11 protein-coding genes are annotated in these 13,724 nt (G+C 64.0%); 3 read left to right on the top strand and 8 right to left on the bottom strand.

Annotation, left to right across the window (positions count from 1 at the left end):
- The first annotated feature begins 4 nt into the window (after nucleotides 1-4).
- Together NO876_RS08520 and NO876_RS08515 are read left to right on the top strand one after the other, a co-directional pair.
- Entirely contained in the window at nucleotides 5-1,324 is a 1,320-nt protein-coding gene (locus NO876_RS08520) for a glycosyltransferase family 4 protein (protein ID WP_256421264.1), read from the top strand.
- A gap of 992 nt (nucleotides 1,325-2,316) precedes the next feature.
- The gene (locus NO876_RS08515; RefSeq protein WP_256421263.1) at nucleotides 2,317-3,534 is read left to right on the top strand and encodes a glycosyltransferase family 2 protein; all 1,218 of its coding nucleotides are present in this window, start codon (nucleotides 2,317-2,319) and stop codon (nucleotides 3,532-3,534) included.
- Between the two features lie 9 nt (nucleotides 3,535-3,543).
- On the opposite strand, the gene NO876_RS08510 is transcribed toward NO876_RS08515, so the two are convergent.
- Together NO876_RS08510 and NO876_RS08505 are read right to left on the bottom strand one after the other, a co-directional pair.
- A complete protein-coding gene (locus NO876_RS08510) occupies nucleotides 3,544-4,488 on the bottom strand; it encodes an NAD-dependent epimerase/dehydratase family protein (protein ID WP_256421262.1) in 945 nt (314 codons plus the stop codon).
- 163 nt (nucleotides 4,489-4,651) lie between these two features.
- Nucleotides 4,652-5,242 (bottom strand): metal-dependent hydrolase, encoded by a 591-nt coding sequence (locus tag NO876_RS08505; protein ID WP_256421261.1) that lies wholly within the window; start codon nucleotides 5,240-5,242, stop codon nucleotides 4,652-4,654.
- Between the two features lie 148 nt (nucleotides 5,243-5,390).
- Between NO876_RS08505 and NO876_RS08500 the strand changes: the two genes are divergently transcribed.
- The gene (locus NO876_RS08500) at nucleotides 5,391-5,588 is read left to right on the top strand and encodes a hypothetical protein (RefSeq protein ID WP_256421260.1); all 198 of its coding nucleotides are present in this window, start codon (nucleotides 5,391-5,393) and stop codon (nucleotides 5,586-5,588) included.
- Nucleotides 5,589-5,721: 133 nt separating this feature from the next.
- Here NO876_RS08500 and NO876_RS08495 read toward each other — a convergent pair whose 3' ends face one another.
- The 6 genes from NO876_RS08495 to NO876_RS08470 all read right to left on the bottom strand — a co-directional run bounded on the left by NO876_RS08495 (nucleotide 5,722) and on the right by NO876_RS08470 (nucleotide 13,660).
- On the bottom strand, nucleotides 5,722-6,402 hold the full coding sequence (locus NO876_RS08495; protein ID WP_256421497.1) for a DUF6663 family protein: 681 nt from the start codon (nucleotides 6,400-6,402) through the stop codon (nucleotides 5,722-5,724).
- Nucleotides 6,403-6,415: 13 nt separating this feature from the next.
- Complete coding sequence (kdgK1, locus tag NO876_RS08490; RefSeq protein WP_256421259.1) at nucleotides 6,416-7,375, bottom strand: bifunctional 2-dehydro-3-deoxygluconokinase/2-dehydro-3-deoxygalactonokinase; 960 nt, start codon at nucleotides 7,373-7,375, stop codon at nucleotides 6,416-6,418.
- 116 nt (nucleotides 7,376-7,491) lie between these two features.
- Entirely contained in the window at nucleotides 7,492-9,795 is a 2,304-nt protein-coding gene (locus tag NO876_RS08485) for a tubulin-like doman-containing protein (RefSeq protein ID WP_256421258.1), read from the bottom strand.
- Between the two features lie 86 nt (nucleotides 9,796-9,881).
- Nucleotides 9,882-12,308 (bottom strand): DNA mismatch repair endonuclease MutL, encoded by a 2,427-nt coding sequence (gene mutL / locus NO876_RS08480; protein ID WP_256421496.1) that lies wholly within the window; start codon nucleotides 12,306-12,308, stop codon nucleotides 9,882-9,884.
- 140 nt (nucleotides 12,309-12,448) lie between these two features.
- Nucleotides 12,449-12,877, bottom strand: a complete 429-nt coding sequence (locus NO876_RS08475; protein ID WP_256421257.1) for an NUDIX hydrolase — start codon at nucleotides 12,875-12,877, stop codon at nucleotides 12,449-12,451.
- 216 nt (nucleotides 12,878-13,093) lie between these two features.
- Nucleotides 13,094-13,660, bottom strand: coding sequence for a DUF2238 domain-containing protein (locus NO876_RS08470; protein ID WP_390276791.1), 567 nt, complete (start codon nucleotides 13,658-13,660; stop codon nucleotides 13,094-13,096).
- Between the last annotated feature and the right edge of the window lie 64 nt (nucleotides 13,661-13,724).

The raw sequence follows: 13,724 nt of genomic DNA, 5'->3' as shown, positions 1-13,724 counted from the left end.
ACCCGTGACCGACTCCGAGAAAGAATACGTCCTCGTGACGGAGTACTTTCATCCCGACACGGCGTCGACCGGTCAGTTGTTGACCGACCTCGCCGTCGGGTTGCAGGAGCGCGGGCTGGACGTGACCGTCTACACGGGTCAGCCGAACTACCACAGCGGTGCAAACGAACGACAGCCACGTATCTCGACGTATCGGAACGTGCTCGTCAAACGGATACGCGCGCCGCAATTGCGACAGTCATCGCTGCCGCGGCGGCTGTTCAATTGGGGAACCTTCACCGTCTGGATGTTCTTCGCACTCCTCGTGAGTTCTTCGGAGAACGAGCGGGAATTCGTCTTCGTATCGAATCCCCCGATGCTGCCGATAGCGATGTGGGCCGTCTCGAAGATCCGAGGCTGGGAGTACACGTACATCGTATACGACCTCTATCCGGATCAACCGGTTGAGCTTGGATACATCAAACGGGGAGGCCTCGTAGAACGCGTCTGGTCGGCGCTTCAGCGGTACACGTTCTGCGACGCCGAGCACGTCGTCGCTCTCGGCCCCGTGATGAAAGAGCGGATCACGCGCAACGCGGGACCGGAGTTCGATCCCGAGAAGATAGAGATAATCCACAACTGGGCCGACGAGGAGTTCATCGAACCGATCGAGAAGGAGGACAACTGGTTCAGTCGAGAACACGACCTCGTCGAACCGTTCACGATCCTCTACTCGGGGAACATCGCCCACTTCCACGACCTCGAAACTGTCGTGAGAGCCGTAGCGCGACTCGACGATCTGAACGTTCGACTGCTCGTCATCGGCGAGGGGGACAACAAAGAAAACGTCGTCGAGCTGGCCGCTCGACTGGGAGTGAAGGGCGGTGCTGTGCGATTTCTCTCATATCAGGACTGGGACGACCTCCCGTACAGTCTGACGTCGGGCGACGTCTCACTCGTCACGGTCCGCGAGGGCTTCGAGGGCGTCTGCGTCTCGAGCAAACTGTACACGTCGATGGCAGCGGGCGAGCCCATCCTCTGTATCGCACAGCCGTACGACGACGAGGCGCGCATCGTTCGGCAGGCCGACGCAGGGATCCAAGCGGCGCAGGGCGACGTCGACGCGGTGGCCGACGCGATCAGGGCCTGGCACGACGACCCAGACTTGGTTGAGCAGCAGGGACAAAACGCCCGCGAGGCATTCGAAGAGAATTTCACAACGGACCGCTCGATCGACGCGTACTACCGATTACTGACGGACACGAATTCGGATCACGGAGGGCCGAGACAGAAGTCGCACACCGGCGAGGCGAGAACGGCGGGAACCGACGGTCGCGAAGCCTAATTCGTTCTCGGGAACATCGGTTCGAATCATCGAGCAGGGAGTCAGCTGGTATAGAGCGTTTGTAACCGTTCCTCGCCGTGAGGCGTAACGGTACTCATTACAACGCTAGTTTTGTAATACCGTCGTCGATTATGACCGCCCGGAATCTTTCCATCGACAATCAAGTGCACGACGACTCGTTCGACATCGTGATACAAATTGAAAAATAGGACTGTGTTTTTAACTGCATTTAAAAAATGAATTTCATATAGAGTTACTAGTCAGATCTTATAATATCAATCTTGTTTGAACTTTGTCGCTTGAATAGTTTAAACAGTGTTTTAAAACGTTCTTAGAACAACATAGGTACTATAAAGTTATTTATGATAGAATTTATTATATGTTTGTTTTAGATAATAAAGTACCGAATAGTAGTGGAATTCTCTGCAGTAGCGTACGCCCGCGACACCGCGCTCCGATAATTCGGAGATGGACAAACGACAACGCGAACTGCCGATCGACCCCCGGTAGGTCGCGCCATCGAGAAAGCGGCGAGTCCGCCGCCTTTCCCCCTCCCAAAATAAGTTCAAAAAATTGGTACGTGTTTGGGATAGAAGCTCTGCAGTCAAAGTAGTATTTAGATATTTGGATATAATATCATATACAGTATGTTAATTTACTTCTAAACGTTTGGAAAGAGGTGACTAATATAATCCCGAATAGTCGGTTTTAGTGGACGTTTATCCGCGGTTAACCGATGTCGAATTCACTGAATGGAGGCGGGTTTGGTCGACTATATCAAATTTAAGAACAAATTAACGTAAAAACACTTTTGTGATCCCAATCGTGTTGTATAGGCGTAATGTCTCGGTGTCGGAGGGTGCAAAAAACCCGCGAGGCGGTCGAGTGCGACGTCTCGGCCTCTGGTACCGTCAACGCGACATCCGGAGAAGGGACCCGCGGCGACTTCGAGGAACGGCCGACCGACCGATCGACAGTCCCCACCTAATATTATGGCATCTACGACATCAGCGGGAGAACAGCAGTCACCGAGCGTACGGATACCCGACGAGGGAAGCGACGTCCTCGTCGGACCGGACAGCGACGTTGATCCGCTCGTCAGCATCGTGATGCCGACAATGAACGAGGAAGAGGGCGTCGGAACGTGTATCGACTACGTCAAGAACGCCGTGCGGGAGTCAGGCTACCTGACGGAAGTCATCATAAGCGACGATTCGACCGATCGAACGCCCGAGATTGCCCGCGAGGCGGGGGCCATCGTCGTCGAACCCGACGAACCGGGGTACGGGTACGCGTACCGATACGCGTTCCAGCACTGCCGGGGCGACTACATCGTTATGGGCGACGCCGACACGACCTACGACTTCCGGCAGTTCCCCGAGCTGTTGGATCCGGTAGTCAGCGGCGAGGCGGATATAGTGATGGGGAGCCGTCTCGAAGGGGAGATCGAAGACGGGGCGATGCCCGCCCTCCACCAATATGTCGGTAACCCCCTTCTGACGAAATTCCTGAACGTCTTCTACGGGGCGGGCGTCAGCGACGCGCACTCGGGATTCAGAGCCTTCCGTGCGGATATACTCGACGAGCTCGAACTGGAGACCACCGGAATGGAGTTCGCCTCAGAGATGATTATGGTCGCCGGAACGCAGGATCTGACGATCGAGGAGATCCCGATCACGTACCACGAACGCGAAGGAGAGGCGACCCTCGAGAGCTTCCAGGACGGGTGGCGACACGTCCGTTTTATGCTGTTGAACGCGCCGATCTACCTGTTTTCGGTCCCGGGCGCCGTGCTGGGACTGCTCGGCATCGGCGTGATGGTCGCGACCTACAGCGGCGTCTCCGTCGGCGGTATCACCCTCGGCATCCACTCGGCCATCATGGGATCGCTGTTCACGCTTCTCGCCTATCAGGTCGCGAGTATGGGGGTCTTTTCGACGATCACCGGCGACGCGATCCAACGACCGGACGATCCCGTCACCACGGCCGTCGTCGAACACATGACCCTCGAACGGATGGCGACGCTCGGAGTCCTCGTCTTCACCGCGGGCGCGGTGTACGCCGGGTGGCTAGTGACCCAGTGGGCGGCCACGGGCTTCCAGCAGCTGCCGATGGTCGTCGGTGACGTTATCGCGTTCACCGCGATAGTCATCGGCGCACAGACCGTCTTCAACGCGTTCTTTATGAGTTCGATCGCGAAACGAAGATAGACGGAACGGTTACCCGTCGTGGCCCGCCCGAAGCTCCTCGACGAGTTCCCTCGTCGCGCGGCGGACCGCCTCGTCGCTGGACTGGGTCGGTTCCCACCCGAGCGCGGAGAGCTTCTCGATGGAAAGTCGCATCTTCGGCACGTCGCCGGTCCACCCGCGGTCGCCGCCGGTGTAGGTGTACTCGGGGTCGAGCCCCAGTTCGTCGGCGACGATGTCGGCGATGCGGTTGACCGAGGTGGTCGTCCGCGTCCCCAGATTGTATGTGTTCAGCGCCTTGTCCGCGTGTTCGACGACGTGACACATCGCGTCGACGCACTCGGAGACGTGAAGGTAGGACTTCTCCTGGCGTCCATCGCCGAGGATCTCAAGCGTCTCGGGATCGTCGAGGAGCTTCTCGATGAAGTCCGGGATGACGTTTCCCCGCTGCTTCGGCCCGACGATGTTGGCGAACCGGAAGCACCAGGCGCTCATCTCATAAGAGTGCGCGTACGTCGACAGGAGCGCCTCGTCGGTCAGTTTCGAGGCGCCGTAGATCGAGATCGGTTCGAGCGGGGCGTAATCCTCCGGCGTCGGGCGCGGGGCCTCGCCGTAGACCGTCGACGACGAGGTGAACACGAAGTTGTCGACGCCGACGTCGTCCATCCGTTCGAGGAGGTTATACGTCATCTCGGAGTTCTCCTCGAACAGCTGTCGAGGCCGGTCGTAGTTCGTGTCCGTGTACGCCGCGAGATGAAAGACAACGTCGACATCCTCAGTGACGACGGTGTCGACGTCCGCTGGATCGGTCAGGTCCGCTTCGACGAACTCGACACCGTCGGGAACCCGGTCTTGAGTCCCTTTCGAGAGGTCGTCGGCGACGACGACGTCGTTCTCGTCGTGGAGTCGATCGGCGAGGTGGGAGCCGATGAGGCCGGCTCCGCCCGTGACGACGACGCGTTGATCCGTCAGGTCCATACCAGATATGGTCAAGCAGATGGAAAAGAGGTTGCGGTGACGACCAGGCTACGTCGGAGTCGCCTGCAGGTGGACGGACCTTCTCTCGTGTTCGGGCAACTGTCCTCTTGTCAAGCCAAGCATCCTCGTGCCAATCGGTGGTCTCTTCGGGTCGAGCAGCTGCTCAGTCTGTCACGGACCGCTGACTCGTGATCAGGTTCCATAGCGTCCTGGGTCCGGGGAACCCGTCGAACGCCCACACGCCAATAAGGAGTGCGAAGAGAACGAGTTGCAGACCGAACTGGGTCTCCACCAGGAGACGTGGAGAACTACCGGGCACCGTTTGGAAAAAACCGAGCCACTCTCGGAGGTGATCGAGCAGGCTGTCTTTGGGATACGTCGGCGGCGAGAGCAGGGGCCACAACAGAAACGATGCGCGACCGTAGCTCCCCGACAGCAGTACGTTCCACGAGTCTCCGAGAAGATGAGTAAAGACTCCAATCGAGAACGCCCCGACAAGGTCACGATGCCCGTATTTTCGTGCTGCGACGAACAACAGCACACAAATGACGACTGTCGTAATCACCGAGTGTCCGATGGCCCTGCCGTCGAAGATGTTAAACCACCAATTAAGTGGCTTGTCGAAAAGATCGGGAAATTGTGTTCCGAACGCGAGTACCAGGGTCGGCGCACCACCAGGTGCGCGTCGGTTCCAAAGTCTTGTCCCCAGCGTGTAGACGAGATAACCCAGTGCGAGGTGACCCCAGGGTAGCATCGTCGTCAGATCGATCGATTTCGACGACAGTAACAGTTCCGTATTTTGTGTCAGCCCCGAAATAGAACGGCGGCCACGGCGACCCGAAAACCACAGTCGATAATTGGATGCGTGGTTTTTTTATATTTCAGTTGGATTTACGCCCCTAATGGTCGGCCAGGGGGGGACACTGAAGCACGCGTACGACGTCGGGCAGATCCTCGCGCTGTTCGTCGTGTACGTGGTTGCGCTAACGTTCGGAACGCTCGTTACCTCGGTTGGGGACGGATTCAGACGCCTACGGACGACAGACAGCCACCTCATCCGACGAGTCACCCGTGCGTACACAGCATTCTGGAAGGACTGAACGTCGATCTGCTTCTGCGTTCGCCGATTCGGTATCGGTTCATCCGAATCCGCGAACTCATACTGTCGAAAGTCCGTTCGCGACGTATTCCGGCAAGGTGCCGAGAACCTCGACAGAGGTACGTCCGACGGAATCAGTCCGGCCCACCGTACGTCGATCGAAGCGTCTCCGCCAACACGCCGTCGCGACGAAACACCACGTAGACGACGACGAACGGTTCGTCGGCCGGTCGCAACACGAACACTGCGCGGGGTTGATCGGTCTCCGGTGGTACCGACTCGGCGTCGTCGGCGCGCCTGACGAGCGGATCGATCGGCGTCACGCCGGTTCGGAACTCCTCGAAGAGGTCCCGCGCGCCCGACTGCTTCGCGAACACGTACAGCGCGCCGTTGGGTTCGCCGTCGGTGTTCTTCGTCACGCGGCCGTTCATCGCCGCGTTGTCCGCCTCGGCGACCATCCACGTCTGCTTGGCCGCCTCGAAGATGCCGGTGACGCCGTCGTAGAACTCGAAGGCGCTCTCGGCGACGACGTCGACGGACTCGAAACGAGGGTCGCCGTCGTCCCATACGAGCGTCGCGTCGATCAGTTGCCCGGCCGAGACCGAGGCGACGGCGTCTGCGAGTTCGCCCTCGTAGCCCGCCGTCCCGACGTACGCCGGGTCGAATGTCGAGTCGGCGTCGATCTCGTCGGCCGCCGAGTCAGCAGCAGCCTCGTCCACGGTCGAGTCAACCCCGGCAACCGAGACGAGCAGGAGTTCCTCGGAGTCGCGCGGCCGTCCGAGGACGCGGTACCGCCCGGTCGTCGTCGGGGTCATCGTCATCGTGGGGTCACCGCGAGATACCGCCCGCGCTCCGTTCGACGACGGCGTCGACCTCCGCGGGCGTGACGACGGCCAGATCGCCGTCGACGGTTCGCTTCAGCGACGCGGTCGCCGCGCCGTACGCCAGCGCGTCGGGGACGTCGCCGCCGTCGAGTCGCTTCGCGAGGAAGCCGCCGACGAAGGCGTCGCCCGTCCCGATCGGATCGAACGTCTCCGCGTCGTAAACGTCCTGTTCGTACACCTCGCCGTCGTGGACCGCGACGGAGCCGCTGTCCCCGCGGGTGAGGACGACTGTCTCGAAGTCGAAGTCCCGAAGCAGGCCGTTGGCCACCTCTATCGGATCGCCCTCGCGACCGAGGCAGGTCGCCGCGTCGCGCTCGGCGGCGAAGAGCAGATCGATGTGTGGGAACAGCGACTCGTAACACTCGCCCGCTTTCATCGGCGACCAGAGCTTCCCCCGGTAGTTCAGGTCGAACGCCGTGGTCGTCCCCGTCTCCCGAGCCGCCCGGAGGAGGGCGTCGGTCGTCTCCGCGAGCGTCGGCGAGAGCGCCGGCGTGATGCCGCTCGTGTAGCAGACACTCGCGTCGTCGAGTGTGCCCACCGGGAGTTCCGCCGGGGTCGCGGTCGTCACCGAGGCGCCGGCCCGGTCGTAGATTACCTCGGTCCCGCGCGGCTCCCCGCCGTGTTCGAGGTAGTACGTCCCCAGTCGCGCGTCGTCGGAGCCGTCCCACGCGACGTCCGTGCGCACGCCGTGGCTCCGCAGTTCCGAGACGATCCGGCGTCCGAGCGCCGAATCCGGCAGCTTCGAGATCCAGGTCGCATCGCGGCCGAGGCGGGCAGCCGCCACGGCGACGTTGCTCTCTGCGCCTCCCGTTCGGACGCCGAGCTCGGAGGTCCGTTCGAGTCGCTCGCCTCTGGGCGGCGAGAGCCGGAGCATCGTCTCGCCGAAGGTCACGATGTCGCTCATACTCTCTCTTGAGACAGGGAGTACATAATTGCGATTATCGTCGGAAGGCCGAGAGGGGTGGACCGCCGGGGCGTTCAACTCCGTCATCGGCCGAGCGGAGCCACACGAACGTCGGCCTACTCGTCGGACGCGCCCGCCGCGAGAAGTTCTGGATACGCGAAACACCGTGGGATTCGATCCTCCGCGCCCGTCCGATCGAAGAGGTCGCCCACGTCGCGGTCGGGATCGGTGTACCACTCGTGGATCGTTCCGAACTCGCTGGTGTTCTCGAGTGCGATCGAGGCGTACGTCGCGACCGCGTGGACCGAGAAGGAATCGGCGTGTCGGACGTCATAGGCGTCGTCGAACCGTTCGAGGACCGTTGGATCGGGCAGTTCAGCGCCGTCAACGGTTATCGCGTTGTCAGTCATCCCGATCAGGTCCCGGTCGGAGTCGGAGACGGACAGCGCGAGTTGCGGGTACCGAACCGGGTCCACCACGGGTCGGAGGCGGTCACAGACCGTCTCGTCGAGCCGGGCCACCGTCTCCTCCAGCGCGTCCGCGACCGCGACGGCCGCGACGACGTCGGCGCTGACGAGATCGCGGAGAGAGTCGGCCGACAGCACCTGGTCGGGATCGGCGTTTTCCAGGGCCTCAACCGGAAGCGTCGAATACCGCTCGGACGATGGATCGGCGAGAGATTCGTCGAGCGCATCGAGTCGCTGTTCGAGTTGCGCTCGCCTGTCGGTGAGTTCGGTTCGCTTCTCTCGGAGTTCCTCGACCTCTTGCTCGAGACGCTCTTGCTCGATCCAACGGTCCTCGCGTGCCGCCTCGTGCCGCTCGGAGATCAGCGAACTGGTCTCTCGGAGGCGTTCGTACTCGGCCCGGAGCTCCCGGAGCCTGTCGTATCGCGCTCGCAGCCGCTCCAGTTTCGACTGCTGTTCGCGACGATGGAACAGCCGCACGGCCAGCGTATCGTCGATGGTGCGCTCGAGCAGCCGTTGGCGCTGCCGGAGGAGCGGTTCGAGCGTCCGCTCCCACCGCGTCTCGGGATCGGCGTTCTCGCCCGGAATCGGGTCGTCGAGGCGGTCCCGAACCTCGTCGGTCAGGGCCTCGATCTCCTCGGAGAACGGATGCGAGCGCAACTCCTCGTCGACTCGTCGTTCCACTCGCTGCGTGACGAGATAGGCAGCGAGGACGTCGTCGACGGATTCGTCCACGCTGATCTCCTTTTTCACGGACTCGATGGCGGCGTCGACTCCCGAGTCGGTGGGCGACGGGAGTTCGAGCGACGCCACCTCGTTCCGAACGCGCTTTATCACGTCTCGGGATATCGGGAGGTCGTCCGCCTCGTCGAGTAGCGTCTCCAGAGGTCGGGATTCGGCCGACTGAAGGACGTCCAGGGCATCCTCGACCGAGGGCAGTCGCGTTTCGATCCGCTCGCTCTCCGCGTCGACACCTTCGAGTTCCACTGCCGTCTCGTAGAACTCGCGGACTTCCTCGATGGGGGCGCTGAAACCCGCCCCGTCGAACGAGAACAGCGTGGCGTCGTTCGTCCACCCACCCGCCGGCCGACCGGCGACGAGGTCGGTCTCGACGGTCGAATCGACGATCACGTTGGCCACGGTTCGGTTCATCGCCTCGCGATAGGATCCGTTTGCGACCTCCGCCTGGTCCATCCCGAAGACCCCGTAGGCCCCGATCGGGCTCTCTTCGAGCGTGATCGAATCCGACACCAGAGATCGGGGTTGCGACCGGAGTTCGAGTTCGAGGGGATACGGATCCGCGTCGTCGAGGCCGAGCAGAGCGCGGAGTTCGCGCAGGGCTGCGTAAGCGTTGTAGTAGAGCGACGGCTCGCCCGCTGGGGGACTGGGGTCGTCTGCCAACATATCCAGCCGCGGTACGGATCCGATCCCGAAAACGTCCGCCTGTGGCGAGAGCGTGTCGACGAGGCCGGCGATCAGGGGAACTAACCCGCTTCCGGTGCCCCCACCGAGCGAGCTGAGGAGCCAGACGTGGTGCGTGTCCGAGGGGTCCGCAAGCTGTTCGGATGCCTCGTCGAGAACCTCAGCGAGCCCGTTGACGACCGAATCGACGTTTTCGGCGTTGTCGACGTAGTACCGACCGAGAGCCCGCTGACGGGCCGTTCCACCGCCGGGCGGCAGTTCGACCGATTCGTCGAGGTAGCCAGCTTCCGCTCGATCCTTCGCAAGCAGGGTCGTCGGGGGTTCTAAGTGGATCGAAGTGGCCCCCGCCGGCGCGAGCCGTTCGAGGTCCTGGGCACGAGAGTCGATCGCGACGGAAGAAAACGCCGGGCCCGGATCGGCTCGGTCGACGGCGTCGTTCACGGCTTCGAGCATTCGACAGCCTCCTGCTCCGATCCCGATCACTGTGACTGCCTGGGGCTCAAGGGGAGACAGCGGGATTCCACCGTTGGGCATACCTGTCGGTATGAGACCAGATCAATAAACGTGGGTGGCGATGACGCGCAACAGTGCGGCCATAGGGTGGTCGACGAATCTCCCGGTCAATGTCCCGGATAGTCCCGCTCGAACCGATCGCCGATCTCGTCGCCGTCGACGTGGATGAGCACGGGGCGGCCGTGCGGGCAGGCGTAGGGGTTCTCGCAACCGTCGAGCGCTTCGAGGAGTTCCACGACCGAACCCTCGGTGAGCGACGTGTTCCCGGTGACGGAGGGGTAACACGCGAGGTCGGCGAGCAGGTCGTCGGCGACCGCCTCGACCGTCTCGGCCCCGCCGTCGCCCTCGGCGACGAACGCCGAGAGGACGTCACGGACCAGTTCCGGATCGAGCGCTTCGGCGAAGACCGCCGGCACCGTCTCGACCGCGACGGTCCGGTCGTCGACCCGCTCGGAGCGGAACCCGAGGTCCGAGAGCGCCGCCTGGTACTCGGCGAATAACGCCGCCTCGCGGGCGGTGAGTTCGAGTTCGACCGGCTCTGCCAACGCCTGCGTGACGACGTCGCCGTCGAGTTCGGCTTTGAGGCGCTCGTAGTTCACCCGCTCGTCCGCGGCGTGCTGATCGACGAGGATCATCCCCGAGTCGGCCTCGGCGACGACGTAGGTGTCGTGTAACTGCCCGAGGATCCGCATCGACGGCAGCGCGTCGAATCGCGGTTCCAGCGTCGCCGCCTCGCCGCGGAGGTCGCGCTGGACGGTCGGACCGACGATCCCCGTGGGCCGCGACTCCCGGTCGCCTCCACCCGTCTCTCCCGGTCGGTCTCCCGAAGGCGATCCGGACTGAGTTCGCCGGTTCGCTCCGTCGGCGTCCGATCGTCGATCTCGCCGGCTCGCTCCTTCGGCGTCGGAGTCGCGTTCGAGCGTCGGCTGTCGGCCGTGATCCGGTCGCTGCTCGGATCTCGATCGCCGCTCGACGTTCGGTCGCCGCTCGGAGGCCCGCGTCCGCTCGGTCGGCGTCGACTCCGGGACGTCGTCAGCGGTCGACGCCGACGCTCGTCCCGTGTCGTTCGGGTTCGATGCCGTCTCCGCGCCCCGAGTCGAGTCAAGGCCCGGAGACACGTCCGAGTCGGAGCCGGATCGGTCGGTCGGGTCGGTCGGTGCCGAACCGCCCCGACCGGTACCGCGGCCGAGTCCGTCGACGGTCCAGGCGTCGTCGTCGGTCGGGTCGACTTCGGCCGCGGTTCCGGGTTCGGCGCGTTCGAATTCCGAGCCAGGGGAGGATCCCGCGGCGTCGGCCTCGCCCGCGGCGTCAGAACCGGCACCCGGTTGGGGTGTGTGTCCCGCGCCGCCCCGGACCTCTGAATCGGGCGATTCTGGTCGGACCTCGGTCTCCTCGGGCGCGGAACGGCCCCGGGGCGCGGTCGACCGGATCAGCCCCTCGTCGAGCAACGCGGTCCGGACAGCGTCGGTGACGGCGGCCCGGACGCCCGATTCGTTGTCATATCTTATCTCCATCTTTCGCGGGTGGGCGTTCACGTCCACAGTGTCGGCAGGAACGTCGACGAACAGCACGGCGAACGGGTATCGGTCGCCCGCCAACTGCCCGCCGTAGGCGTCGAGGACGGCCTCCCTGAGGACGCCGTCCGTGACGTACCGACCGTTGACGAACGTCGAGAGGTACTCGCGGGTGCTTCGGGTGGTTTCGGGGTGGCTGACCAGACCCCGAACGCCCTCGACCGTCCCCGTCCCGTCCGTCGAGTCGGATTCGGCCCCGACCGCCGAGCCGGTCTCGGTCGGCGGATCGGCCTCATCCGCGGGGTCGTACTCGACCTCGATCATCGACTCGGCCACCTCGCGGCCGTACACCGACAGCACCGCCGACTGGAGGCTCCCGCGGCCCTCGGTGGCGAACACCTCGCGGCCGTCGTGTTCCAGCGAGATGGCGACGTCGGGGTTCGCGAGGGCGTAGTGCGTGACGACCGTGTTGACGTGGTCGAACTCCGTCGCGGTCGTCTTCAGGAACTTCTTGCGCGCTGGCGTGTTGAAAAAGAGGTCCTCGACTTCGACGACCGTTCCCTCGGGGCAGCCCGCGGCCCCGACGGCGGTCACGTCGCCGCCCTCGACCCGGATTTCGGTGCCGGAGGCGCCGCCGCGTGTTTCGCGGTTCTCGCCGCTGTCGCCGGCCGAACGCGCCCGGGGCTTCGTCCGGATCGTGAGTCGGGAGACCGCACCGATGGTGTGCAGCGCCTCGCCGCGGAAGCCCAGCGTGCCGACGCCCGCCTCGAGGTCGTCGATGCCGTCGATCTTGCTGGTGGTGTGCTCTTCGATAGCGCGTTCGGCCGACTCGCGGTCCATTCCGACGCCGTCGTCCCGGACTCGGATACCCTGCGTGCCGCCGGCGTCGACGGCGACCGAGATCCGGTCGGCGTCGGCGTCGAGGCTGTTCTCGACGAGTTCCTTGACGGCCGAGGCGGGGCGTTCGACCACTTCGCCGGCCGCGATCTGTCGGATCGTCCGGTCGTCGAGTTCGCGAATCGTCGGCGTTCCGCTCGGTCGGTCCTCGCTTTCCGGCGTGTCACCCGCACGGTCGGCGTCCGCCGGCGCTTCCTCCGCGTGATCCTCGCCCGCCGGCGCTTCCTCCGGGTGGTCGGCGTCCGGCGGCACTCCGTCTCCGCTCACGGCTCGTACACCTCGGTCGCGACGTCGACGGCCCGCTCCTGGGCGTCGCTCAGGCGGTCGGTCGCCGATTCGGGCGGGAGCCACGCGTAATCGGTGTGCTCGTGGCTGAGCGTGACCGGGTCGTCACCGTTACGAACGTCGAGATCACCAGTCGCCTCACACCAGTAGTAGACCGCGAACCGCCCGCGGTCGCCCTCGTTTCGCCACGACACCGCGTGGATCGGTCGACCGATCCGAGCGTCGATCCCGGTCTCCTCGGCGATCTCCCGGCGGACGCCGGCGGGCGCGTCCTCGTGTGTGCCGAGCCGCCCTCCGGGAAGCTCCCAGCCGCCGTCGCTGGCGCGTCGGACGACGAGCACGCGGCCACAGGGCGCGAACAGCACGCCGCGGAGGCTGATCGTCGCCTGGAGGTGATCTTCGGTCATCGACCCACCCCCAGGGTGGACGGCGGCTCTCGATCGGGCGCGGCCGAGTTCCGCACTCGGTGGGAGGGGATCGACGGGTTACGGCGTGTCTCGCCGCCCGCACCGGCGTCCGGAGAACGGGACGCACGCTCGTTCAGACACATTGAGTGTGCGTGTAACTGGACCGGACAGGGCCTAATCGTTACCGGTCCCAGCGATCGGAAGCGACCGCCGGCGCTACGGGAACCGATCGTGGAACGTGTCGACGAGTCCGGAGAGCCGGCGCGTGCCGAACAGGGCGACCAGAATCGCTCCGACCGTATCGAAGACGAGGTCCAAGATCGTGTCTCCGAGGCCGTACTGGACGAGGACGGCCTCGACGCCGACCGCCGACGCCGCGATACGCGCGAGGAACTCGAGCACCTCCCAGAGGACGCCGAGCGCGAGCGTGAACAGGAGAATGAAGGCCGAGAGAAACCGCGGCGGGAACGACACAGCCTCCGAGTAACGATCGAGCGCGCGAGTGGCCGCATACCCCACGGCGGCGACGATCGCAGCCGAGAGCGTGTGCGTCAGGTGGTCGTACCACCAGAGGTGCTCGTAGAGGCCGAGCATCCCGATCGTGTGCAGGAGCACCGCGAGCGTCACGACGAGGGTCAGTTCCGGCGAGAGCCGGAGGTCCCAGTCGCGACGCAGCACGGCGGGCAGATACGTGACTCCGAGTGCGAGCACCGCGTTGACGACGACGCTCACGTTCAACGTCGCGAGCCCGTAGCCGAGGACGACGGCGATGCTCATCCGCATCGCGCTGGCGATCGAGTGGGTGTTCACCGACCGGATCAGTCGCCGCATACCGGGCGGTAGACCG

Origin of the sequence: Halobellus rarus, assembly GCF_024494595.1 — an archaeon.
In the GTDB taxonomy this organism is placed as follows: domain Archaea; phylum Halobacteriota; class Halobacteria; order Halobacteriales; family Haloferacaceae; genus Haloquadratum; species Haloquadratum rarum.
Note: the sequence above shows the minus strand (reverse complement) of the source record. Positions and strands in the feature narration are given on the sequence as shown.